Below are 22,399 nucleotides of genomic sequence, written 5' to 3'. Positions count from 1 at the left end.
CCCCAATCAACCACAGTGTCTTATCGACCCTGTGAAGAAAATTTACAAACAGGAAAAGTATATCAAACCGATTGATGCGCTTTACGAGCATACTTTCCTGATACAAACGCCATCCCTAGAGAAGCTGGTTGCAGTTGCGATTTTTCGCCCTGCATACTACTGGTCAACTCATTTTGACCAGCTAATCCTTTGGATAGCGCTGATTGTATTCATTTAACAGCGTGCTAACAATATTTAGTAATAAATCAACGCAACTTTTTTCAATCTTTATTGATATACGTCAATCTCGCCCTCTGTGGTCGCATTTGGTGGAATTCTGGTTTAAAAACTCCGCGGAATTTTACAAACTCGAATTAACTTTTTCGTACTATTACCACAGGTGTGAATATTGTGTAAAAACGCTTTTATCAGACCATTTTGTTGCATACCGGTCAACTATCTCCTGTTGAGAGCACTCTGCCAGTCACGCCTAAAAAGGAGAAAATTGCGTACCGTTACACACACGCTTTTTCCCTTTATATCTAAGAGTTACTTGGAATTATGCGTAAGTTTCCGAAATTGACCACAACTCAATCCCACTTTGTCACTAACACCAAAGTTTGAGTGAGCTATGCCAGCTTTATGGAAGTTGGGAAAGGCGAAGCGGGCGGATCTTGCTAGCTTGATACAGATACTTGAGAGGAGGAAGCATGGAAGACTTACTGCCTGATATCAGTGATGCACATGGCGATGAAGTGCAATGGGTACCTGTTCAGTGGCGAGATTTTGGTGGAAAGCACGTTTTCTTTGGCCGGGTGGAAACGCTTCGTTGCTATGAAGACAACTCCAAGGTGCGTGATATTCTGGGTAAGCCCGGTGCGGGTCGCGTTTTGGTCGTGGATGGACATGGCAATCTCAATAAAGCTTTACTGGGCGACTTGCTGGCCGAGCGAGCGGTAGAAAATGGTTGGGAAGGCATAGTGATCTATGGTGCTGTCCGTGATGCTGGTGCATTAAGTGAGATGGCGCTTGGTGTAAAAGCCTTGGGCGTTTGCCCGATCAAAACCGAAAAGCGTGGTCTGGGCGATGAAGATGTTCAGCTCCGTATTGAAGGGGTTCCCATCTCTCCAGGGGATTATCTGTTTGCTGATCTTAATGGTGTGATGATCAGTCAGCACCCGCTAGAGTTTGGCGAGCCATCTTAAAAGCTGTCTAAAGCCTGAAACGAAAAAACCGCCAACAGGCGGTTTTTCTCTTTGCAGCAGGTTGGGCTAGAAACGATAACCCACGCCGAGCTGATAATTGGCAGAGGCTGCTGGTGTCTGGTTGAGGTTGTAATCGAACTTGGCTTCCAGATTGAGCTTGTCTGTCAGACGTAACTGGCTGCTCATTCCCACCACACCGATGGTTTCTTCATTGACGCGTTCAGCCTGAACGGAACTGCCGATACTTAGCTTTTCGTTAAAGTTGTATTGGATGCCACTGAGCAACCCTTTGCTGCTAGCACTGTGATCAGTTTCAGTCGTGACTTCAGTTCCCAAATACACGTTCACGTTTTTCAACACCGGATAGTGATAACCGGAACTGATGGTCCAACTGTCATAGCTTTGATTGCCAGTTGTAATGGAGCTCGAAAACCAGGCTTTCTGGTTTCCGTCATCGTATTCATACAGCGGTAACGAACCCTGCGCGAATGCAAAAAACGCCACTGATTGCAGGGTAACGGCGAGCAGGATTTTTTTCATTATGCCACCTTCCCTGATTCGTTCTTATTAGACTGAGTTTTCAGTCTAGTTCACTTGTTTTGTTTTTGATAAAGAGAGATCGGTAAATTTCGGTTCCCCTCTCACCCTGCCTGTATATTCAGTCGGTTACGCCACCACATTGTGCATGTGGCAATTTTTCGTCGAATACGTTGGGCGGTTAATTATTAAGCAAGCGGCATGCCTAAATTGTGTTCGAAAATTGACGCCGATTGCTCAGCGTCTCATTTTTACTGATTCGTGAAACGACACTCATCGCTATAAGGGAATACGTCGTTAAATTGACCTTGTTTGATGTTCTCTTGCAGGTCTTTCCAGTAGCTTGCATCAAAGAGATCAGAATGAAGCTCATCGAACAGAGCTCGGATCTTTGGATTAATGAGTAGGAAAGTACGGAATTCTTCCGGGAAAACGTCAAACTCTCCCACGCTATACCAAGGCTCCGCAGCCATTTCGTCTTCAGGAAAGCGAGGTGGCGGAATTTTGCGGAAATTCACTTCGGTCAGATAAGAAATCTCATCGTAATCGTAGAAGATCACCCGGCTGTGACGCGACACACCAAAGTTCTTGAATAGCATGTCACCGGCAAAAATATTGGCCGCAGCCAGCTGTTTGATTGCGTCGCCATATTCCTGAACAGCATTTCTCAACTCATCGTCATCTGCCTGCTCAAGGTAGATATTAAGCGGGATCATCCTGCGTTCCATATAGAGGTGGCGAATATGAACTTCATTTTTGGTCAGTTTGATCAGTGATGGTGCAACCTCAAGTAACTCTTCAATCAACTCTTCGCTAAAACGTTCTCTCGGGAAAATGAAATTGCGATAATCCAGGGTATCGGCCATGCGTCCAACCCGGTCATGCTCTTTAACCAAGCGGTATTTCTCTTTGACTACCGCGTGGGTGATGTCTTTCTGCGGGGCGAATCTGTCTTTGATGATCTTAAAGACAAAGCCATAAGATGGAAGCGTGAACACCGACATGACCATCCCTTTGATCCCCGGTGCAATAACGAACTGATCATCAGAAGATTCGATATGGTGAAGGAACTCCCTGTAGAGCTCAGTCTTGCCGTGTTTCTGACATCCAATCGCCGTGTAGAGCTGGGCTGGCGTTTTATGGGGCATCAGAAGGTTAAGAAAATCAACCAACGCAGCGGGTGCAGGGGCGAACACCATAAAGTAAGAGCGGGCGAAGCCAAAGATCACACTGAGCTCGTCAGAGTCAGTAATACAGGCATCCACATACAACTCGCCTTTTGAGTTCACCAGAATGGGCAACACCAAGGGGCGAACCTGATTCGCCATATCTATGCGGCCAATCAGGTAGGCGGCTTTATTCCGGTAAAAAGGTTCGCGCACCATGTCGATGGTGACTTCTTCAGTTAATTGCGGGCCTAGCCTGCGTTGCATGGCTTCGACTATACGGTGAATGTCCCTTGCCTTGTTGACCCACGGCAGAGTGAAAGGGGTGTCATCCAGAACACGCTCAATGGTTTGGATCAGTTTTCTGTCGGAAGAGTAACGTTTGAGTAATGGCGTTGGGTACTTTGGAATGCGGCCACCTTGAGAGCTGTTTACAAACAACTTCTCACGGCGGATGTTGCGGTGATCGAACATCCGACAATAGACAGAGTTAAAAAAACTTTCCGCGATGTCATAACGCGGGTAATCATCCAGCAAACGGCTGTATTCCGCTTTTACCGCCATCAGGAAGGAGCGGGTGGCGTGTTGGCGCCCTAGCATGGTCTTGAGCTGCTGGCTGACAAGACCCACATGGTGGTCATAAAAGTTAATGCGGGTTTTCAGGGCTTTTTGCACGCTTTTCCAGTCGCGGGCCTCAAACCTTTCCTGTGCCCCAGCTGTGACATCTAAAAATCGGCCATACATGGCATCAGAGCCTTGCAATATGGTCTGGGCGACCAATTCCTCCATCGCAACTGCCATGGTTCCCTCCTTCGCGGTTGCTGATTTTCTGTCCAATTCAACTAACTATGTCTGCCTTAATCATTCTTAGCAAGGAAGATGCTGGTAAATGGTGCGGTTTCTCATCTTTTAAATTCGTTAGAAATACTTGCGAAATGAAGCGTTTTTTTGAGAGATAACTTAAATTTTTGTTGACCTTGATACCCTTGTTCGGTAAAGGTTATAAAAACGCAGCACGGAAGGTTAAAAAGCCATGCTTAAAACAGTCGGCACTACAACCATTATCACCATTATTACCAACACCATTGGTGCGGGTGCGGGCTGACATGCACAGAATTTTAAAAAGAAGCCCGTACCCAACAAGGTACGGGCTTTTTTTTAACCCCTTTATTATTGAATTTGCGAGTTCTGGAAGGAATTGGAGGAAAGGATGCGAGTATTAAAGTTTGGTGGTACTTCGCTGGCAAATGCTGAGAGATTCAGCCGCGCAGCAGAGATCATCACCAGCAATACCTGCCAAAGTGAGGTATCGGCGGTACTGTCCGCCCCTGCTAAGATCACTAACCTGTTGGTTGATGTGATTGATAACACAGTCAAACATGGCGAAGCCGAGATCCAGGTGGCTGAGATCAGGAAGATCTTTTCTGCTTTGTTTGACGGACTGGAAGAAATGGAGCCAAGCATCGATAAAGCTTCGCTCTATGACAAGCTAGAGCGCTCTGTGAACCAGTTAAAGCAATACATCCATGGTATTGCACTGTTGGGGCTCTGTCCTGACAACATATACTCTCGCATCATCAGCAAAGGTGAACGCCTTTCTATTGCAACCATGTCTGCGTTGCTTGAAGCCCGTGGCTACAACACTTTCGTTATCGATCCAGTTAAATACCTGCTGTCCAAAGGCGACTATGTAGAAGGTATCGTTGATATTGAAGTGTCTTCTGAGCGCTTCAAAAAAGAGCCAATTCCAGCCGGACATGTCGGTTTGATGCCTGGCTTTACCGCGTCTAACGAAAAAGGTGAGTTGGTTACCCTTGGCCGTAACGGTTCTGATTACTCTGCAGCCGTGTTGGCGGCGTGTGTCCGCGCTGAATGCTGTGAGATTTGGACGGATGTGGACGGCGTTTACAGCTGTGACCCACGTTTGGTGCCAGACGCGACACTGCTTAAATCTCTGAGCTATCAGGAAGCCATGGAGCTTTCTTACTTCGGTGCAAAAGTGCTTCACCCGAAAACCATTCTTCCAATCGCACGTTTCCATATTCCTTGTCTGATCAAAAACACCGCCAACCCGCAGGGTGCAGGTACTTTGATCGGCAATGACAGCGGTGAAGACAACCTGGCAGTGAAAGGGATCACTACCCTGAGCAAACTGAGCATGGTGAATGTGTCAGGTCCTGGCATGAAAGGCATGGTCGGCATGGCTGCTCGCGTTTTTGGTGCCATGTCTGCCGCCGGTGTTTCCGTTGTCCTGATCACCCAATCTTCTTCTGAATACAGCATCAGCTTCTGTATCGAAGCGGAAGACAAGCCAATGGCACAGCGTGTGCTGCAGGAAACTTTTGAACTGGAACTGAAAGACGGCTTGCTTGAGCCGGTTGAATTTGTAGATAACGTGGCGATTGTGTCGCTGGTGGGTGATGCGATGCGCACCTCGAAAGGCGTAGCATCCCAGTTCTTTACGTCACTGGCAGAAGTGAACGTGAATATTGTAGCAATTGCCCAAGGCTCATCTGAGCGCTCAATCTCTGCGGTAATCCCGGATGACAGCGTGTCTGAAGCGGTAAAAGCGTGTCACGAGAACCTCTTTAACTCTAACCACTACCTGGATGTCTTCATTGTGGGTGTGGGTGGTGTAGGCGGTGAACTGATTGAGCAGGTGAAACGCCAGCAGGCGAAATTGGCTGATCAGGGCATTGTTATCCGCGTGTGTGGTATGGCAAACAGCCGTGGCATGGTGCTGAACAGCAAAGGGATTGATTTGAACAGCTGGCGTGATGAGCTGGCGAAAGCCGATGAGCCTTTCAGCCTGCCTCGCATGGTACGTCTGGTTCAGCAAAACCACATCATCAACCCTGTGTTTATCGATTGTACTTCAGATCAGGCGATTGCCGATCAATACGCAGATTTCCTGTCAGCGGGCTTCCACGTTATTACTCCGAACAAGAAAGCTAACACGGCGGGCATGGCGTACTACCAGCAGCTACGTAAGTCTGCACGTGCGACCCGTCGTAAGTTCATGTACGACACCACGGTGGGCGCTGGTCTGCCAGTCATCGAAAACCTCCAAAACCTGATTGCTGCAGGTGACGAGCTCGAGAAGTTCACCGGCATCCTGTCGGGCTCTCTGTCTCACATCTTCGGTAAGCTCGACGAAGGTCAGAGCTTCTGTGAAGCAACGACAGCAGCGCGTGAGAGCGGGTTCACTGAACCGGATCCACGTGACGACCTGTCTGGCATGGATGTGGCGCGTAAGCTTCTTATCCTTGCCCGTGAAGCAGGTATGCACCTTGAGCTGGAAGATGTTGAAGTTGAGCCAGCACTGCCACCGGGCTTTGATGCCTCAGGCGATGTAGAAGCCTTTATGGCAAAACTGCCTGAAGCTGACGCTTACTTCGAGAAGTTAGCGAGCGATGCGCGTGCCGAAGGTAAAGTGCTGCGTTATGTGGGTAGCATCGAGAACGGCAAGTGCTCAGTGAAAATCCAGGCGGTGGATGCTGACGACCCTATGTTCAAAATCAAGGAAGGTGAGAACGCGCTGGCTTTCTACAGCCGTTACTACCAGCCGATCCCATTGGTACTGCGAGGCTACGGTGCAGGTACTGCCGTGACAGCGGCAGGTGTGTTCGCAGACTTGATGCGTACACTTGGCTGGAAACTGGGGGTATAAGATGAGCGTTGTTGTTTACGCACCGGCTTCAATCGGTAACGTCAGTGTAGGCTTTGATGTGTTGGGCGCCGCTGTGTCGCCCATCGATGGCACTTTGCTTGGCGATCGCGTGAAAGTGGAAGATGGCGGCGATGTACCCTTTACCCTGAACTGCGTTGGTAGCTTTGTTGATAAGCTGCCGAAAGATCAGGAAGAAAACATCGTTTATCAGAGCTTCGTGGTCTTCTCCCGTGAAATGGAAAAGCTGGGACAGCCTGTTCGTCACGTCACCATGACGCTCGAAAAGAACATGCCTATCGGTTCAGGCTTGGGTTCCAGTGCCTGTTCTATCGTTGCCGCACTGGATGCCCTGAACAAGTACCATGATGAAGCGTTGGATGAAACCACTTTGCTGGCGTTGATGGGCGAGATGGAAGCGGCGATTTCCGGCAGCCTCCACTATGACAATGTGGCGCCATGTTATCTTGGTGGCCTGCAGTTGATGGTTGAACAAATGGGAATCATCAGCCAGGAAGTGCCTTGTTTTGACGAGTGGTACTGGGTGATGGCGTACCCGGGTATCAAAGTACCGACGGCTGAGGCTCGCGCGATTTTGCCTGCACAATATCGTCGTCAGGATGTGATTAATCACGGTCGCCATCTGGCAGGCTTCATCCATGGCTGTTATTCTGGCCAGCCACAGCTTGCTGCGAGCATGATCAAAGACGTGGTCGCTGAACCTTACCGCGAGAAATTGTTGCCGGGCTTCGCCGAAGCAAGACATTACGCAGAGGATGCAGGCGCACTGGCGACCGGTATCTCAGGTTCAGGCCCGACGCTGTTTAGCATCACGGATGACAAAGCCGTGGCAGAGCGCGTAGCGAAGTGGCTAGAGGAAAATTACGTTCAGAACGAAGAAGGATTTGTCCACATCTGTCGATTGGATGTGAAAGGATCGACAGTGACAGGAAGTGAACTATGAAGCTTTACAACATCAAAGAAAACGACGAGCAGGTTTCGTTCGGTCAAGCGGTAAAACAGGGTCTTGGCCGTAATCAGGGTCTGTTCTTCCCAAGCGAACTGCCAAAATTTGAAGACGTTGATGCGCTGCTGGACAAAGATTTTGTCAGCCGCAGCAGCGACATTCTCTCTGCATTCATCGGTGACGAACTGTCGCCAGAAACCGTGCGCAGCATGGTGGAAAATGCCTTCCAATTCCCGGCGCCTGTCGAGAAAGTGACTGACCAAATCAGCGCACTTGAGCTGTTCCACGGCCCGACACTGGCGTTTAAAGACTTTGGTGGCCGTTTTATGGCGCAATCGCTGGCAGCAGTGTCTGATAGCGGCAAAGTAACCATTCTGACTGCTACTTCTGGTGATACCGGTGCCGCTGTTGCCCATGCGTTCTACGGCATGGAAAACATCAATGTGGTTATCCTGTATCCGAAAGGCAAGATCAGCCCACTGCAGGAAAAACTCTTCTGTACTCTGGGTGGCAACATCCACACTGTGGCCATCAACGGTACTTTCGATGACTGTCAGGCGATGGTGAAAAATGCCTTTGATGATGCAGAGCTTCGCGCAGCGATTGGCCTGAATTCAGCAAACTCGATCAACATCAGCCGACTGATGGCGCAAATCTGTTACTACTTTGAAGCTGCGTCGCAGCTGACCAAAGCACAACGCGAAAACCTGGTGGTTGCAGTGCCAAGTGGTAACTTCGGTAACCTGACTGCGGGTCTGTTGGCGAAAGCGATTGGCCTGCCAATCAAACGTTTTATCGCTGCAACCAACGTGAATGATACCGTGCCACGTTACCTGCAAACCGGTGAGTGGACGCCAGAGCCAACCATTCCAACGCTCTCAAATGCGATGGATGTGAGCCAGCCAAACAACTGGCCGCGCATTGAAGAGCTTTGTCAGCGTCAAGGCTGGGGTTTGAACGAGCTGGGCGCAGGTGCAGTCACTGACGAGCAAACGGCAGAAACGCTGAAAGCGATGTTTGATGGCGGTTACCTGTGTGAGCCACACGGTGCCATTGCTTACCGTGTGCTGGACGAGCAACTGCAGGATGGCGAATACGGCTTGTTCCTGTGTACCGCACACCCGGCGAAATTCAAAGAGTCTGTAGACGAGATCCTGGGTCAGGATATTCCGCTGCCAGGCCCTCTGGCAAAACACGCGGCGATGGAACTGCTGTCTGTTGAGCAGGATGCGGATTTCGCTCAGCTGCGTGAATACCTGATGAAGGTCGCTGGCTAATTTCACGCGGCAGAAAACAAAAAACCGGCCAATTGGCCGGTTTTTTTTGTTTCTGCTAACGCTGTGAATATTACAGAGTGTTAGTGAAAGTACGTGCGATAACGTCGCGCTGCTGTTCAACAGTCAGAGAGTTGAAACGCACAGCGTAGCCAGATACGCGGATAGTCAGCTGTGGGTATTTTTCTGGGTGCTTAGCAGCGTCTTCCAGTGTTTCACGCTTCAGAACGTTAACATTCAGGTGCTGACCACCTTCAATCTTTGCAGGTACTTCGATAGCGATTTCACGGCTTTCGTACTCGCCCAGATCTGCTGCAGGGATAACCTGATCCGCTTCGAAACCTGCTTTTGCTGCAACGCAACGTGCTTCGTTGGTTTCGCTGTCCAGCAGCCAGATAGAGTTCAGCAGGTCGTCGTTTGCCGCTTTAGTGATTTGAATACCAGTGATCATAATCCTTCCCCTTTTGATAGGCTTGGTGGTTTTAATTTTCCATCAATTGATGAGCTGGGTACTTGTATACCTTACTTTTTGTAAGGTTATTTTGATTTTAGTCAAAATACAATCAAAATATGCGAAATTTACGCCTTGGATTTTTTGTTTTGAATCAATAAAAGATCAAATATATGGTTTAAAACAAATTTTTAACAAGATGATATTCTGTGAAAAATTACAAATGTAATTTAATTACTACATTTAGAGCGTGTGACTTGCACTGCAATACATACGGATATCGCCCTAAGTCCATGTGATGGCACAGTCGGGTGGTGCTAGAGCGTTATGCAAATCAAAACGGACTTTTACGGTATGAGTAACTTAAAATGTTGTCGGTTACGGTTTCGGCCTGGAGAGAGAAGATGAAGTTTATCGGAGCGCATGTGTCGGCATCCGGCGGCGTAGAAAATGCGCCAGTTAACGCCGCGGCAATTGGTGCCAATGCGTTTGCACTGTTTACCAAGAATCAAAGGCAGTGGCAGGCAAAGCCACTTGAAGCGAAAAATATCTCGGCATTCAAAGCAAACTGCCAAAAGCACGGCTTCGTACCTGAAGCTGTTTTGCCGCACGATTCCTACCTCATCAATTTAGGGGCGCCTGAAGAAGAAAAGCTGGAAAAGTCCCGCGCGGCATTTATTGATGAGATGGAGCGCTGTCGAATCCTTGGATTACCCTTGCTGAACTTCCACCCCGGTAGCCATTTGAAGAAAATCAGTGAGGAAGCCTGCCTTTCCCTGATTGCTGAATCTATCAATCAGGCACATCAAGCCGTGCCAGAGGTCGTTGCTGTGATTGAAAACACGGCGGGTCAGGGGACCAATCTTGGATGGTCGTTTGAGCAACTGGCGGCGATTATCTCGCAAGTGGAAGATAAATCCCGTGTGGGTGTCTGTATTGATACCTGCCACGCCTTTGCGGCAGGGTATGATCTTCGCACGCACAGTGCGGCAGAAGCGACTTTTACGGAGTTTGATAACACAGTAGGTTTTCAGTATCTGCGTGGTATGCACCTCAACGATTCTAAAACGCCTTTTGGTAGCCGGGTTGATCGTCATCAGGCACTGGGGGAGGGCGAGATTGGTTTACCGTGTTTTGAGGTCATCATGCAAGACAATCGTTTCAATGGCATTCCATTGATTCTGGAGACCATTAAACCGGAAGCGTGGGCGGATGAAATCCGTTTGTTACGTCAGTTTGAAGTCACAGCATCTGAGCGTGTTTCTGCGTAGAATAGCGGACGCTGAAAAATAGAGAGGATTGGGGAAAGCATGACACAGGCGATGACTTGGCACGATGTGATTGGCCAGGAAAAGGAACAGGACTATTTCAAACACACTATGGCTTATGTGGCGGAAGCCCGTGAGAAAGGCACAGTGATTTACCCGCCTAAGGAAGACGTATTTAATGCTTTCCGCTTTACAGAGCTGGAAGATGTGAAAGTGGTGATTCTGGGGCAGGACCCTTACCACGGTCCTAATCAGGCGCATGGTCTTTGTTTTTCAGTCCTGCCCGGTATCAAAACGCCACCCTCGCTGGTGAACATGTATAAAGAGCTGGCTCAGGATATTCCAGGTTTCACCATTCCACAGCATGGATACCTCAAAAGCTGGGCGGATCAGGGCGTGTTGCTCCTTAATACCGTTCTGACGGTCGAGCAGGGTAACGCACACTCTCATGCCCACTTAGGATGGGAAACCTTTACTGATCGCGTGATAGAAGCCGTAAACCAACATTGTGAAGGGGTCGTGTTCCTGCTTTGGGGCTCCCACGCCCGCAAGAAAGGCCGTGTGATTGATCGTAACCGTCACCATGTGTTGGAAGCGCCACACCCATCTCCACTTTCCGCGCATCGTGGATTTTTGGGCTGCAAACATTTTTCTACCACAAACACACTGCTTACCCAGTCTGGTAAAGCGCCGATTAAATGGCAGCCAGAACTCTACGGATAGATTCGTTTCATTGATTTTAGAAAGCCCGTGATTTTCATCGCGGGCTTTTTGTTTGTATGTACTGCAAAGGTGAAACTGAACAAAAAATGACCTTGCGCAATTTGTGAACAGTCCGGTTCGATAGACTGATCTCGTGGTGTGAATGAAGAAAGGGAGGAGCTATGTTAGTAACCAGCATTCATAGAGATCACCGGAACATCAGCCGACTGCTTAAACTGTTGTCGAAAAAGCTGACGGCCATTCAGCAGGAAAGGCCCGTTAACTACAGCCTGATTAAGGACACGGTTAGTTACCTGCAAGAGTACGCTGAAAAGTATCACCATCCAAAAGAAGACCTTATCTACCACTATTACTTACAGCATTACCCTGATTCAGAGGGGGTGGCCAGATTGGATGATGAGCACGAAGCACTGGCAGGTTTAACCGCTGAGTTTGCGGATACCGTCGACATGATATTGATGGACGCTGTCATTCCGCTCGATCTCTTTGCCAATAAACTCAACCGGTTTGTAGGCTGTCAGAAAGAACATCTGGACTTGGAAGAGAAAACCATCCTGCCTGTGTTGGAGCAAACCCTGACGACTGAAGATTGGGAGTACCTGCAGACACAATGGGAGGAAGAGGATATTGATCCGCTGTTTGGTGAGCAGGTGGCAGACAGGTTCAAAGAGCTTTCTGCTGCTCTCAAAGGCCCATAGTGACAAACAAAAAAAGGCACCCCTTGTCGGGTGCCTTTTCTTTAAAATTCCAATGTTATGTTGTCAGTAAATTGACGATTTAAACCAGTGAGTACGCTACTTAAAAATCGAAATCGCTGTCGTTGAAGTCACCGAGCATATCGATATCTTGCAGCTCTTTGCGCAGGCGCTGTCTGTCTTTTAACGCCTCAATTTCTCTCCACTTACGTTTTGCTTGTTTGGTTCGTCCACCGCGTTGTGGTCGCTCTTGATCGAATACATCATCAAAGGCAAAGCTATCCATAAATTCACCTCGTTTTACCGTTGCGGTCGCTAATTAAGTATCAAACCTCCGACAAAATAAAATTGAAGTGTTTCTCATTTGTTGCACCTCAGTGAAGTTTTTATGAGAACGCAATCACCTTTATTCCGTCGCTGGGCAAAATGTGTGCAGTTGCAGTGCCTTAAGTTGTCTCACAGCTACAACATCAAATTTATCTGGGGAGGTGTCCCCCAAGCCCCTGTCACAGCAAAAGACCGGGGAAATATCGAATTTGGTCACACATTGAATAAAATGCATAAAGGGTGCCAGACAAGGTGAACACGATGTTCTATTCCTGTTATGGAAAAGCAGTAACGCAAACGCTTGGTCTTGATGTGTGGGTATTTTTTGCTCATAAAATATGAAATTGAATTCATATTGATTTTTATCGTGGCTGATAGCATCATCTCGCGGCAATTTGCGGGATCTGCCGCAAAACCGACACATTTTGGGGTTCTTGTGACGCTTTCTTGCCGACGAGACCTGCATCATTATCGGCAGACGCTAGGCTTGCGTCAGTCGCATCAAATCGCATTTTCTCCGCATCGGAGAACAACGACACTGCGAATCAGTTTATGCGTACAGAGAGGTAGGCGTGGTAAGTCTCATCAACTTTTTAAACGACCTGATCTGGGGATCGGTGCTCATCTATCTTCTGATCGGTGGCGGCATTTTCTTTACGCTGCGTCTTGGGTTTATTCAAATTCGTCACTTTGGACACATGTTCAAGGTGATGAAAAACAGCCGTAAATCAGACAAAGAGGGTATCTCCTCGTTTCAGGCATTGTGTACCAGCCTTGCGGCGCGCGTGGGCACGGGCAATATGGCGGGCATTGCTGTTGCGTTAACTCTTGGTGGTCCAGGTGCGATTTTCTGGATGTGGTTGATAGCCGTGCTGGGAATGGCTACGGCTTTTGCCGAGAGCACGCTGGCGCAGCTTTACAAAACCCGTGATGACGATGGCAACTTCCGTGGTGGCCCAGCGTATTACATGGAAAAAGGCCTCGGCATGCGCTGGATGGGCGTGGTCTTCTCCGTGCTGCTTATTATCGCCTTTGGCTTAGTGTTCAACTCGGTACAGGCTAATTCCATTACTCAGGCAGCTTACGTCGCTTTTGGCTTTGATCCTCTCCATGTTGGAGCTGTGCTGGTGGTACTTGCCGCCTTTGTTATTTTTGGTGGCATTCGAAAAATTGCCCGCACCGCTGAGTTGATTGTGCCGGTGATGGCGCTGCTTTATCTGGCGCTTGCCATGTACATCATGCTGACCAATTTGGAAAAAGTGCCTGATGTGCTGTCGCTGATTTTCCGCAGTGCTTTCGGTCTGGAAGAGGCCGCTTCGGGCGCGTTGGGTTACACAGTGGCACAGGGCATGGTGCAAGGCATTAAGCGTGGCCTGTTTTCCAACGAGGCGGGCATGGGATCGGCGCCGAATGCGGCAGCCAGTGCAACGCCGTACCCGCCACACCCAGCTTCTCAGGGATATGTGCAGATGCTGGGCGTGTTTGTGGACACCATCGTTATCTGTTCAGCCACCGTGGCAATTATCCTGATGTCCGGCGAATACATGCCGGGCAGTGAAATCACCGGCATTGAACTGACCCAGCGTGCGCTTTCTAACGAAGTGGGTGACTGGGGCGGCATTTTTGTGGCGGTCGCGATTTTCTTCTTCGCGTTTACCTCGATCATTGCCAACTACTCGTACGCGGAAACTAACCTGATATTCCTTGAGCACAACCACAAGGCCGGTTTGAACCTGTTCCGTTGCGTGGTGCTTGGCATGGTGATGTTTGGTGCGATGGCGGAACTGCCTGTGGTTTGGATCATGGCGGATACCTCAATGGGCTTGATGGCGATCGTCAATATGATTGCAATCCTGCTGCTGTCCGGCACTGTGGTGACACTGGCGAAGGACTACAACCAGCAGGTGAAACAGGGCAAAGTGCCTTCGTTCAATAGCCGCAATCACCCTGACATGCTCAACCAGATTGAGCCAGGCGTTTGGGGTAAACCGCAAGTCACAGAATCGGAAAATCGCTCGTCTACGCGGTGAGTCATTCGGTTTCATCTATGGCAGTTATCGGAAAAAGCCACGCTTGATCGCGTGGCTTTTTTGATGGTCAGTGTTACTCTTTGCGCTAATAAGAGATTGAAAGGAATGACACTATGTTGATTGTGGTTTCTCCGGCAAAAACCTTGGATTACCAATCGCCGCTCGCGACGGAGCGTTATACGCAACCGATGCTGACCGAGCACTCTGAAGCGCTGATTGATGTGTGCCGTAAACTGACACCGGCGGATATCTCGAGCCTGATGAAGGTGAGTGACAAGATTGCAGGTTTGAACGCGGCACGCTTTGCTGAGTGGTCGTCGGAGTTCACGACCGACAATGCCCGCCCTGCGGTTTTGGCATTCAAAGGCGACGTGTACACAGGCCTTGAAGCGGAAACTTTCAGTGAAGAGGACTTTGATTGGGCGCAGAATCACCTGCGAATGCTGTCAGGTCTCTATGGTCTGTTGCGTCCTCTTGATTTGATGCAGCCTTACCGCTTGGAAATGGGCACGAAGCTTGCGAACCCACGCGGTACCAATCTTTATCAGTTCTGGGGCGACATCATCACGGATGAGCTGAATCAGGCACTGGCCGCGCAGGGCGACAAGGTACTGGTTAACCTCGCCTCGAACGAGTACTTCAAATCAGTCAAACCGAAGCAATTGGACGGGCAGATCATCACGCCAGTGTTCAAAGACCAGAAAAACGGCCAGTACAAAGTCATCAGCTTCTTCGCCAAGAAAGCACGCGGCATGATGGCGCGTTACATCATTGACAACCGCATTGATTCGGTTGACGCGTTGAAGCAGTTTGATACGGCGGGATACTGGTTCAGCGCAGAAGAGTCGAGCGACAAGGAACTGGTGTTTAAGCGCGAAGAGCAGTAATCGCCATTTAAAATCAGAAAAAAGAAAAGGTTAGCCGAGGCTAACCTTTTATGTATCTCAATAATCTCGATTAAGCAGTCGGATTGATCGGCTTACCGGAGACTTCATCCGAAGCTTCGCTGTCTTGGGTACGACGTGCCAGGCGACGCTCCCAATAGTCAGCATTCTTGATACCAAGCTTCACAGGATCGAAGGTGTATTCTTCCACGCCTTCTTTCTGCTGGCGCTCGTAATCGTGTAGCGCTTTAAGGGCAGGTTTGCTCAGGAAGAAGATGATCACTAGGCCTACAATATTCAGCCAAGCCATCAGACCCACACCCACGTCACCCATCGCCCACGCGAGGTTGGCGGTTTTCACGGTACCGTAGAATACCGCTGCCATCAGAATCACTTTCAGCACAAACATCATGCCTGGCAGTTTGATGGTACGGCGCAGATAGGCCACGTTGGTTTCTGCGATGTAGTAGTAAGCCAGAATCGTGGTGAACGCGAAGAAGAACAGTGCAATCGCAATGAACGGTTTGCCCCAGCCCGGCATGGTGCTTTCAATTGCCATCTGGGTGAAGACAGGACCATTCGCAGCAATGTCTGCTGCAACGTTTTGGATGATGAAGGCTTCGCCAGCACCGTGAACGTTGTAGGCGCCAGTGATAAGGATCATAAACGCGGTTGCAGAACATACCAGCAGGGTATCAATGTAGATAGAGAAGGACTGAACCAGACCCTGTTGCGCAGGGTGCTGAACGTTCGCGGCAGCCGCTGCGTGTGGGCCTGTACCCTGACCCGCTTCGTTAGAGTAAACACCACGTTTAACACCCCAGCCGATAGCCGCACCAACACCCGCCATAGGTGTGAATGCGTCGCCAATGATCATCGCAACGATACCTGGGATTTCAGTGATGTTCAGCGCAATGATAACGAATGCGATGATGATGTAAGCCAAAGCCATGAAAGGCACAACGACCTGAGTAAAGCTCGCGATTCGCTTTACGCCACCAAAAATGATGAAACCAAGCAAAATGGAGATGAGGGTGCCGGTGATGATTTTCGCCAGGCTGTAGGTGCCAATCGCGGTCTCAATCATTTCACCAGAGCCGAATGCGGCTTCAACGGCGTTACCGATACTGTTTGACTGTACGCCCGGCAGCAGAACACCACAGGCAAAAATAGTCGCGATGGCAAAAATCCATGCGTACCACTTCTGACCCATCGCTTTCTCGATGTAGTAAGCCGGGCCACCACGGAATTCGCCCTTGTCTTCTTCTTTGTAGATTTGTGCAAGGGTAGATTCAGTGTAAGCCGTTGCAGCGCCAAGGAAGGCAACAACCCACATCCAGAAAACAGCACCAGGACCACCGAAACCGATCGCTGCAGCGACACCTGCGATATTACCGGTACCAACACGGCCTGAGAGTGAAACAGCCAGCGCCTGGAAAGACGAAATACCTTTCTCAGAACTTTTGCCAGAGAACAGCAGGCGGGTCATTTCTTTGAACTGACGAACCTGAACAAAGCGCGTTACGATGGAGTAGAACAGGCCAGCACCCAAACAGGTGTAAATAAGCACTGGACTCCAGATAATGCTGTTTAAAAAATCAACAACAGATTGCATTACAAGATCCCTCTAATAAAAAATATTGGATAGATGACTTTTTATCCAACGGCAGGATAATCCGAAAATGACACAAATTGTTAACATTTTGTGTTGTCAATGTGACGGATTGTGAGCCCGATCTTTAGTCTGCATTCCATTAGCAAACTAGAATATTTCTCTGCGACTGATCGCAAACAAATAAAAAAGGAGGCTTTTCGCCTCCTTTTCTAACGTTAATCAAATTGAAAATCCAGTAAAAGCTTGGTTATGCGGATTTTTTCGCTGCTTTTTTCGCCGCTTTCTTGGCTTTTCCTTTTACTTCTTTGTTAGAAAGCTTTTTCTTTTTCTTCTTAAATTCCGGCTTCTTATGTTTTGGCTTCATGCCATCAACATAGCGTTCTTTCACGTCTTCTTTCATGTAGCGGCAGATACGATCCATCATTGGTTGGTCGTGTGCTTCCACCAGAGAAATGGCGTTACCTTTCTTACCCGCACGGGCGGTACGGCCGATACGGTGCAGGTACACGTCGGCTTTGCGTGGCAGGTCGAAGTTGATGACGTGGTCGATATCCGGCACGTCGATACCACGTGCTGCAACATCAGTCGCCAACAGAACATTAATCTCACCTGTAGTGAAGCGCTCGATAGCGTAAGTACGCTTTGCCTGAGCCATTTCACCTTGCAGCCATGCACAATTCACTTTCTCTTTAGTCAGGAATTCACGCAGTGCAGCCAGACGCTCACGGGTTTTCACAAAGATGATCGCGCGCTCAGCCTGTTCAGTCAGAATGGCTTTCAACAGGGCATTTTTATGCGCCATGTCGTCACAGCGGTAGTACCACTGGGTGATCTTCTTGCGTTCACGGCGAGGTGGCTCAGCTTCTACTTCTACCGGATCGGTCAGCAGGGTGTTCTTGAAACCTTCAATGCCTTTACCTTCCAGCGTCGCGGAGAACAGCATACTTTGTTTACGCCAGCGACATTCGGTAGAGAGTTTATCAACAGCAGGACCAAAGCCCATGTCGAGCATGCGGTCTGCTTCGTCCAAAACCAGGCTTTCAATCGCACGGCAGTCAAAGCGTTCAGCTTCGATGTATTCCATCAGACGGCCAGGCGTCGCAACCACAATGTCTTGGGTCTTACCCAGAATCTCAGCATGTTCTTGGTAAGAGATACCACCTGTGATGGTAATGATCTTTAAATCGGTATATTTCGCCAACGCGCGGGCTTGATCAGCAACCTGAATGGCCAGTTCACGGGTTGGAGTCAGGATCAGGGCGCGTGCAGGACCCGGCTTCTGACGAGGGAAGTCGATAAGGTGTTGCAGCAATGGCAATACAAAAGCAGCAGTTTTTCCTGTTCCCGTTGGCGCAGACGCCAGAATATCACGGCCATCCATACCATGAGGGATCACGCCAGCCTGGATCGCTGTTGGTCGCTCGAAGCTCATGTCATCCAGCGCTTGTAGCAGTTGAGGATCCAGTTCTAGTTCAGCAAAAGTTCGCACGCGTTGTTTCTCCACTCAAAGTTAGGGGGCGAATTATAGAGACTAATTCAAGTACGATCATCACATCTTGAGGTAAAAATCTCTTGTGAGCGAAATAAAGTCGTTTGTATAGCTTCCCGCCGCCTGGATCACCAAGGTTTTGGCATCTAAACCATGTTCTTCCTGATTCGATAGCGACATCAACTTTCGACTCACCGGTTTGTTGGCGGTTGGCTGTACGTTCAACAGCCGTTGGCAATAAAGTCCATACTCTTTGGCTTTAGCCAGCAAGGCATCAGCCTCCACTGAAGGTAAGATCAAATGCGCCTGTCCGTTGGGTAAAAGTCGAGTCTTTATCACTTTTAATAAGGTGTCGTGAGAAAGGGTATCGGTGTGGCGCGCAGTGGCTCGCCGAGAATCGCCCGCTTGCTCGCCAGAGTTAAAGTAAGGGGGATTGCAGATAATAGTATTGAACTGCGACGGGTTTTCCCACTCGTCAATATCCTGATGCAGCACAGTTATCCGATCTGCCCAAGCAGATTGTTCTGAATTGAATTTAGCTGTGTTGGCGGCGTGCTCATCGATATCCAGCGCGGAGATTTTTACTGCGGGAAATCGCTGCGCCATCATCAGTGCCAGTAAGCCAGAGCCCGTGCCAATGTCGAGCACTTCATCAGACTCTCCCGCTTCAGCCCAGGCGCCAAGCAGCACGCCATCCGTGCTGACTGGCATGCCACAGCCCTTATCTTCGACAGTAAATTGCTTGAATCTGAAGCCTTTACTCACGGTACCCTCTTGAACTCTACTTGTTGCCATTGTCGACAATTGCTTAAAAAATAGATAATTATGTTTCTGCTATGTTATGGATTATTGCAGTCAAGATCTTTAACTTCTATCGCTTAAAGATTAATGGTTGGTTATAAACGCCAATTAATGATTAAGAAATGGATTTATAATCTATTTTTTAATGTTCTATTGTCTGCGTGGTGAAACTTCGTCATTATTCTGCGTAATCGGTATTGCGCAGTAAAAATAACCAAAAGGCTAACCGGTTGATTACACAATTATTAAGCAAACACACATAGGTATTACGAAGTGAAAGAGAGTTTAAAGGTTAGCGATATACTCGCGCTAGGGTTTATGACCTTTGCATTTTTCCTCGGGGCCGGAAATATCATCTTTCCTCCTCTGGCGGGCTTTCTGGCAGGTGAACACACCTTTTCTGCAATGCTGGGCTTTTTGACCACTGCTGTAGGCCTTCCTCTTATTGGTATCGTCGCGGTTGCCGTGGCGGGTGGCGGCTGGAAAGGCCTGACCCGCGATCTGCCAGCGTCAGTCGCAACACTGATGGCAGTGCTGATTTTCATCATTATTGGTCCTGCTTTTGCAGCGCCACGTGCTGGTTTGGTGGCCTATGAGATGGGCTTTAAGCCTTTCCTGAATGCACCGGGTCAGTTCGAGTTGTCGCTTTTCTCGGTGGTGTTCTTTGCCATCGCGATGTTCTTCTCCCTGTCTCAGGGCAAGCTTATCGACACTATTGGTAAGTTGCTGACGCCTGCGCTGTTTGCGGCACTGGCAGTACTGGCGATTGCGGTTGTGGTGAACCCACAAGGCGATATCGTGGCAGCGCAGGGTGCGTATGTGGATCAGGCGTTCACGACAGGTTTCCTTGAAGGTTACAACACCATGGATACCTTCGCCGCACTAATGTTCGGTATGTTGATTGTTGATGTAATCCGCAAGAAAGGCGTGACGGATCAGGCGAAAACCTGTCAGTACCTGATTTATGCAGGTGTGATTGCGGCCGCGGGTCTGGCATTTGTTTACGTTTCTCTGTTCTATCTGGGCGCGACAGCGACGGGTGTGGCACCAGGCGCGGCAAACGGTGGTGCGATTCTGTCAGCTTACGTACTGGCGCTGTTTGGCCCTGCTGGTCAAATCATCCTGTCGACCATCATTGTACTGGCGTGTTTGACGACAGTAATCGGTCTGGTTTCAGCGTGTTCTGACTACTTCAGCACCCTAACCAAAATCACTTACCGCCAATGGGTCGTTATCCTGTCTATTGCTTGTGCAGTGGTAGCGAACGTTGGCCTGAATCAGCTGATCGCCATTTCTGTTCCTGTACTGTTTGCACTGTACCCGGTTGCGATTGCGCTGATTGCTCTGACGTTCCTGCGCCGCTTTATGCCTAACCCACAACTGGCATACCGCGTGGTACTGGGTGTGTCTTTAGTGTTCGCACTGTTGGATGCAGCGAAAGTTGCGGGCGTTGATGTGTCAGCGCTGAAAGTGCTGCCACTGTTTAACTATGGCATGGCATGGCTGCTGCCAACGGCAATTGCGCTGGTTGCAGTAAGCTTTGCGGGTAAGCGTAAAGACGAAACATCACACGCGTAAAGCAAAGTCATTGGAATACAAAAAAACCACCGGATGCGGTGGTTTTTTACGTCTGAAAGGCGGCTGAGGATCTGGGACTAGAGCGTTTCCTGAAACTCAATCAACACCTGCTCACACCAAGTCGCGATGCGCTCATCACTCAGCTCGTATTGGCTGTCTTCATCCAATGCCAGTCCGACAAACTGTTTACCATCTTCGGTCAGCGCTTTTGATGCTTCAAAGGTATAACCTTCATTTGGCCAGTAGCCGATAAACTTCAGGCCGGTTGGCAACAGCTCATCATGCAGCATGCCCATGGCATCAAGGTACCATTCGGCATACCCTTCCTGATCGCCAAGACCGAAAAGGGCGGCGACTTTGCCTTGCAGGTTCAGGCCATTAAGTTGTGACCACACCGCTTCCCAGTCTTCCTGCAACTCACCAAAGTCCCATGTAGAAATGCCCAGCAACAGCAAATCGTACTGATTCATTTGGTCAACCGGCGTTTCTTTGATGTTGTGAATATCCACCAAATCGTCACCCAGAATATCGCGGATTTTCTCTGCCGCCATTTCGGTGTAACAGGTGGTGGAGCCGTAAAACAAACCTATTTTCATGTGCTTTTCCTGCTGTTGCGTCGAGGGGATTCTACTCCTCGTGGCGTTGTATCTCCACCCTGTAAACCACGAGGATTTGGCGCATTTTGCTGCAATCGTTTTGCTTAATCAGGGTAAACCTTGCATTCATACGGGGGTGAGGTAGTTTGAGAGAAGCAACAATCGAACTTAAGTGAGTGAATCGTGGAACAAAACGCGGCGTTGGTAGAGCAGTTTTTGGATGCTATGTGGATGGAACGGGGCTTATCTGAGAACACCCTGGCCTCTTATCGAAACGATCTGACCAAACTTTGCCAGTGGCTGGATAATGACAGCGTGGCTCTGGTGAAGGTTACATCGTCAAAACTGCAGGATTACCAGCATTGGTTATTCGATCAGGATTACAAGCAAAGTAGCCGCGCCCGTATGCTCTCTGCAATGCGTCGTCTTTTCCAATACCTTTACCGCGAAAAGCAGCGTGAAGATGACCCAACGGCCACATTGATCAGCCCCAAATTGCCTAAGCGTCTGCCAAAAGATTTGTCGGAAGAGCAGGTAGAAGCGCTACTTGATGCGCCCGATGTGGAAGACACTCTCGAGCTTCGCGATAAAGCCATGATGGAGCTGCTGTACGCCACAGGTCTTCGCGTGACTGAACTTATTAGCCTGACCACTGAAAACGTCAGCCTGCGTCAGGGCGTGGTGCGTGTGATTGGTAAAGGTGGAAAAGAGCGTCTGGTGCCGATGGGAGAGGCAGCAATCGACTGGCTGGAGCGATATATGGCGCACAGCCGCCCGGCATTGCTCGGTGAGCAAAGTTCGGATGTGTTTTTCCCTAGCCGCCGCGCCCGTATGATGACCCGTCAGACTTTCTGGCACCGTATCAAGTTTTATGCGGCGCTCGCAGGCATTGATGGTGACATGCTTTCGCCACACGTTTTGCGCCATGCTTTTGCAACGCACTTGCTGAACCACGGTGCAGATTTACGAGTGGTGCAAATGTTGTTGGGGCACAGTGACCTGTCGACCACGCAAATTTATACTCACGTCGCGACTGAGCGACTAAAACAGTTGCATCAGGAGCACCATCCTCGGGCATAATGCAGCCGAACGGGTGTTTTTTTACCTCACTTGGGATTTTTTTCGTTTCTGTCCGGTCTGAGTGAGT

General features: G+C 49.3%; 19 protein-coding genes and 1 other annotated feature. Of the genes, 11 read left to right on the top strand and 8 right to left on the bottom strand.

Going from position 1 to position 22,399, the window contains the following annotated elements; all coding sequences use genetic code 11:
• Positions 1-689 precede the first annotated feature (689 nt).
• Positions 690-1,184, top strand: a complete 495-nt coding sequence (locus D515_RS17570; protein ID WP_002540411.1) for a putative 4-hydroxy-4-methyl-2-oxoglutarate aldolase — start codon at positions 690-692, stop codon at positions 1,182-1,184.
• A 66-nt stretch (positions 1,185-1,250) separates the two neighbouring features.
• Here D515_RS17570 and D515_RS17565 read toward each other — a convergent pair whose 3' ends face one another.
• The gene (locus tag D515_RS17565; protein ID WP_002540410.1) at positions 1,251-1,724 is read right to left on the bottom strand and encodes a hypothetical protein; all 474 of its coding nucleotides are present in this window, start codon (positions 1,722-1,724) and stop codon (positions 1,251-1,253) included.
• 248 nt (positions 1,725-1,972) lie between these two features.
• On the bottom strand, positions 1,973-3,688 hold the full coding sequence (gene aceK / locus D515_RS17560) for a bifunctional isocitrate dehydrogenase kinase/phosphatase (RefSeq protein WP_002540409.1): 1,716 nt from the start codon (positions 3,686-3,688) through the stop codon (positions 1,973-1,975).
• A 242-nt stretch (positions 3,689-3,930) separates the two neighbouring features.
• Positions 3,931-4,048: a sequence feature (Thr leader region), on the top strand.
• A 49-nt stretch (positions 4,049-4,097) separates the two neighbouring features.
• Between aceK and thrA the strand changes: the two genes are divergently transcribed.
• The 3 genes from thrA to thrC are packed head-to-tail and all read left to right on the top strand — an operon-like array spanning position 4,098 to position 8,798.
• Positions 4,098-6,557 (top strand): bifunctional aspartate kinase/homoserine dehydrogenase I, encoded by a 2,460-nt coding sequence (thrA, locus tag D515_RS17555; RefSeq protein WP_002540408.1) that lies wholly within the window; start codon positions 4,098-4,100, stop codon positions 6,555-6,557.
• 1 nt (position 6,558) lies between these two features.
• A complete protein-coding gene (thrB, locus tag D515_RS17550) occupies positions 6,559-7,518 on the top strand; it encodes a homoserine kinase (RefSeq protein ID WP_002540407.1) in 960 nt (319 codons plus the stop codon).
• A complete protein-coding gene (gene thrC / locus D515_RS17545; RefSeq protein WP_002540406.1) occupies positions 7,515-8,798 on the top strand; it encodes a threonine synthase in 1,284 nt (427 codons plus the stop codon). Before thrB ends, thrC begins: the two co-directional genes overlap by 4 nt.
• Before the next feature lie 70 nt (positions 8,799-8,868).
• On the opposite strand, the gene grcA is transcribed toward thrC, so the two are convergent.
• Positions 8,869-9,246: an autonomous glycyl radical cofactor GrcA gene (gene grcA / locus D515_RS17540; protein WP_002540405.1), complete on the bottom strand. Its 378-nt coding sequence runs from the start codon at positions 9,244-9,246 to the stop codon at positions 8,869-8,871.
• Positions 9,247-9,650: 404 nt separating this feature from the next.
• Here grcA and nfo point away from each other — a divergent pair, with 404 nt between their 5' ends.
• From nfo to D515_RS17520, 3 genes are all read left to right on the top strand, one after another.
• Positions 9,651-10,517: a deoxyribonuclease IV gene (gene nfo, locus D515_RS17530; RefSeq protein WP_002540404.1), complete on the top strand. Its 867-nt coding sequence runs from the start codon at positions 9,651-9,653 to the stop codon at positions 10,515-10,517.
• Between the two features lie 39 nt (positions 10,518-10,556).
• Positions 10,557-11,237 carry a uracil-DNA glycosylase gene (gene ung / locus D515_RS17525; RefSeq protein WP_002540403.1) on the top strand — a complete coding sequence of 227 codons (681 nt, stop codon included), beginning with the start codon at positions 10,557-10,559 and terminating at the stop codon, positions 11,235-11,237.
• A gap of 161 nt (positions 11,238-11,398) precedes the next feature.
• On the top strand, positions 11,399-11,935 hold the full coding sequence (locus tag D515_RS17520; protein WP_002540402.1) for a hemerythrin domain-containing protein: 537 nt from the start codon (positions 11,399-11,401) through the stop codon (positions 11,933-11,935).
• 100 nt (positions 11,936-12,035) lie between these two features.
• Here D515_RS17520 and D515_RS17515 read toward each other — a convergent pair whose 3' ends face one another.
• Positions 12,036-12,218, bottom strand: a complete 183-nt coding sequence (locus tag D515_RS17515) for a DUF3545 family protein (RefSeq protein ID WP_002540400.1) — start codon at positions 12,216-12,218, stop codon at positions 12,036-12,038.
• 613 nt (positions 12,219-12,831) lie between these two features.
• On the opposite strand from D515_RS17515, the gene D515_RS17510 reads away from it, so the two are divergent.
• Both D515_RS17510 and yaaA read left to right on the top strand, forming a co-directional pair.
• Complete coding sequence (locus D515_RS17510) at positions 12,832-14,289, top strand: alanine/glycine:cation symporter family protein (RefSeq protein ID WP_039850268.1); 1,458 nt, start codon at positions 12,832-12,834, stop codon at positions 14,287-14,289.
• 113 nt (positions 14,290-14,402) lie between these two features.
• The gene (yaaA, locus tag D515_RS17505) at positions 14,403-15,176 is read left to right on the top strand and encodes a peroxide stress protein YaaA (protein ID WP_002540397.1); all 774 of its coding nucleotides are present in this window, start codon (positions 14,403-14,405) and stop codon (positions 15,174-15,176) included.
• A gap of 70 nt (positions 15,177-15,246) precedes the next feature.
• Here the strand turns inward: yaaA and D515_RS17500 are convergent, their stop codons facing one another.
• The 3 genes from D515_RS17500 to D515_RS17490 all read right to left on the bottom strand — a co-directional run bounded on the left by D515_RS17500 (position 15,247) and on the right by D515_RS17490 (position 19,072).
• The gene (locus D515_RS17500) at positions 15,247-16,788 is read right to left on the bottom strand and encodes an alanine/glycine:cation symporter family protein (RefSeq protein ID WP_002540396.1); all 1,542 of its coding nucleotides are present in this window, start codon (positions 16,786-16,788) and stop codon (positions 15,247-15,249) included.
• Positions 16,789-17,035: 247 nt separating this feature from the next.
• Positions 17,036-18,277, bottom strand: a complete 1,242-nt coding sequence (srmB, locus tag D515_RS17495; RefSeq protein WP_002540395.1) for an ATP-dependent RNA helicase SrmB — start codon at positions 18,275-18,277, stop codon at positions 17,036-17,038.
• A 60-nt stretch (positions 18,278-18,337) separates the two neighbouring features.
• Entirely contained in the window at positions 18,338-19,072 is a 735-nt protein-coding gene (locus D515_RS17490) for a tRNA1(Val) (adenine(37)-N6)-methyltransferase (RefSeq protein ID WP_002540393.1), read from the bottom strand.
• A 279-nt stretch (positions 19,073-19,351) separates the two neighbouring features.
• On the opposite strand from D515_RS17490, the gene brnQ reads away from it, so the two are divergent.
• Positions 19,352-20,656, top strand: coding sequence for a branched-chain amino acid transport system II carrier protein (gene brnQ / locus D515_RS17485; protein WP_082804422.1), 1,305 nt, complete (start codon positions 19,352-19,354; stop codon positions 20,654-20,656).
• A gap of 77 nt (positions 20,657-20,733) precedes the next feature.
• On the opposite strand, the gene fldB is transcribed toward brnQ, so the two are convergent.
• Positions 20,734-21,252, bottom strand: a complete 519-nt coding sequence (fldB, locus tag D515_RS17480; protein ID WP_002540390.1) for a flavodoxin FldB — start codon at positions 21,250-21,252, stop codon at positions 20,734-20,736.
• Between the two features lie 183 nt (positions 21,253-21,435).
• On the opposite strand from fldB, the gene xerD reads away from it, so the two are divergent.
• Entirely contained in the window at positions 21,436-22,332 is an 897-nt protein-coding gene (xerD, locus tag D515_RS17475) for a site-specific tyrosine recombinase XerD (protein ID WP_002540388.1), read from the top strand.
• Positions 22,333-22,399: the final 67 nt, after the last annotated feature.

Origin of the sequence: Grimontia indica, assembly GCF_000333895.2 — a bacterium.
Lineage (GTDB): Bacteria > Pseudomonadota > Gammaproteobacteria > Enterobacterales > Vibrionaceae > Enterovibrio > Enterovibrio indicus.
Note: the sequence above shows the minus strand (reverse complement) of the source record. Positions and strands in the feature narration are given on the sequence as shown.